Annotated in this window: 2 protein-coding genes; both read left to right on the top strand. The window is 67.4% G+C overall.

Annotated elements, in window-relative coordinates; all coding sequences use genetic code 11:
• Positions 1-1248, top strand: a 1248-nt coding sequence (gene ggt, locus AC1DOC_RS31080) for a gamma-glutamyltransferase (RefSeq protein ID WP_478131267.1), incomplete at its 5' end; no start/stop codon positions are given.
• Between the two features lie 60 nt (positions 1249-1308).
• Positions 1309-2058, top strand: a complete 750-nt coding sequence (locus AC1DOC_RS31075) for a pseudouridine synthase (protein ID WP_012746769.1) — start codon at positions 1309-1311, stop codon at positions 2056-2058.
• The last annotated feature ends 3 nt before the right edge of the window (positions 2059-2061 follow it).

Below are 2061 nucleotides of genomic sequence, written 5' to 3'. Positions count from 1 at the left end.
ATCCAGCTGGCCGAGAAGGGCTTTGCGCTGGAGCAGGGCGACATCGACATGCTGCACACCTCCACCAACGACTTCAAGAAGGACCCGGTTTCCGGCGCCATCTTCCTGAACAAGGGCGAGCCCTTCGCAGTCGGCCAGAAGCTGGTGCAGAAAGACCTCGCCAAGACGCTGCGCGCCGTGAGCGCCAAGGGCGTCGACGGGTTCTACAAGGGCTGGGTCGGGCAGGCGATCGTGGCATCGAGCCAGGCCGGCAAGGGCATCATCACGCAGGCCGACCTCGACCAGTACAAGACGCGCGAGCTTGCGCCGGTCGAGTGCGACTACCGCGGCTATCGCGTGGTGTCGGCGCCGCCGCCGAGCTCGGGCGGCGTGATCATCTGCGAGATGCTCAACATCCTCGAGGGCTATCCGCTCAAGGACCTGGGCTTCCGCTCGGCTGAGGCGGTGCACTACCAGATCGAGGCCATGCGCCATGCCTACGTGGACCGCAACAGCTACCTGGGCGACCCCGACTTCGTGAAGAACCCGCTCGAGCGCCTGCTCGACAAGGGCTACGCCGAGAAGATCCGCGCCGCCATCGACCCCAAGAAGGCCGGCGTCTCCAAGGACATCAAGCCCGGCGTCGCGCCGCACGAAGGCAGCAACACCACCCACTATTCGATCACCGACCAGCAGGGCAACGCGGTGTCGGTCACCTACACGCTGAACGACTGGTTCGGCGCCAAGGTCACGGCCGACAAGACCGGCGTGCTGCTGAACAACGAGATGGACGACTTCACCGCGAAGATCGGCGTGCCCAACATGTACGGCCTGGTGCAGGGCGAGGCCAATGCCATCGCTCCAGGCAAGCGCCCGCTGAGCTCGATGAGCCCGACCATCGTCTCCAAGGACGGCAAGCCGGTGTTCGTGGTCGGCACGCCCGGCGGCAGCCGCATCATCACGGCGGTGCTGCACACCATCCTGAACGTGGTCGACTACGGCATGAACGTGCAGGAAGCCGTCGACGCGCCGCGCTTCCACCAGCAGTGGCTGCCCGACGTGACCAACGTCGAAACCTTCGCCCTGAGCCCCGACACCCGCAAGATCCTGACCGACATGGGCCACAACCTGGGCGTGCCGCAGCCAGCCAACCACCTGGCGGCGATCATCGTCGGCGCGCCCTCGCTGGGCGGCAAGCCGGTGGGTGCCAACCGTTTCTACGGCGCGAACGACCCGCGCCGCAACACGGGCCTCGCGGCAGGCTACTGAACCTGCGGCACACTCGAAGGCGGTCGTGCCCCTGTCGGCACGGCCGTTTTTTCATTTTTCATGCACCTGCAAGACATCCTCTATTCCCAGGGCTTCGGCACCCGCCGCGTGTGTGCGGGCCTGGTCCAGCAAGGCCACGTGAGCATTGCCGGCGCGGCCGTGACCGACCCCTTTGCCGACCTCGATCCCGAAGACCTGCTGTTCACCGTGCAGGGCACCGAATGGGCCTACCACGAGAAGGCCTACCTGATGCTGCACAAGCCCGCGGGCACCGAGTGCTCGCAGAAGCCCTCGACCTACCCGAGCATCTACACGCTGCTGCCGTCGCCGCTGCGGCTTCGGCCCAACAAGGGCGCGGTGCAGGGCGTGCAGGCCATCGGCCGGCTCGACCAGGACACCACCGGGCTGCTGCTGCTGACGGACGACGGCCAGTTCATCCACAAGATGGGTTCGCCCAAGCACCATGTGCCCAAGGTCTACGAAGTCACGGCCAAGCACCCGGTGGACGCGGCCCAGATCGAGAAGCTGCTGGCCGGGGTGGTGCTCGACGACGACCCGAAGCCGGTGCGCGCGGCGGCCTGCGAATCCGACAGCCCGCTGCACCTGCGGCTGACGCTGACCGAGGGCAAGTACCACCAGGTCAAGCGCATGCTGGCGGCGGTCGGCAACCGGGTCGAGGGGCTGCACCGCTCCCGCATCGGCGACCTGGCGCTGCCGGGCGACCTGGCGGCCGGCCAGTGGCGCTGGCTCACGGCCGAGCAGGTCGCGGCGCTGCGGGCACCCGCCAAGCCGCCGAAAACGCCGAAATAAGGG

The organism is Variovorax sp. 01T439_2, from assembly GCF_056398445.1.
The sequence above is the reverse complement of the archived record's forward strand: the minus strand, read 5'-3'. Positions and strand labels throughout refer to the sequence as shown.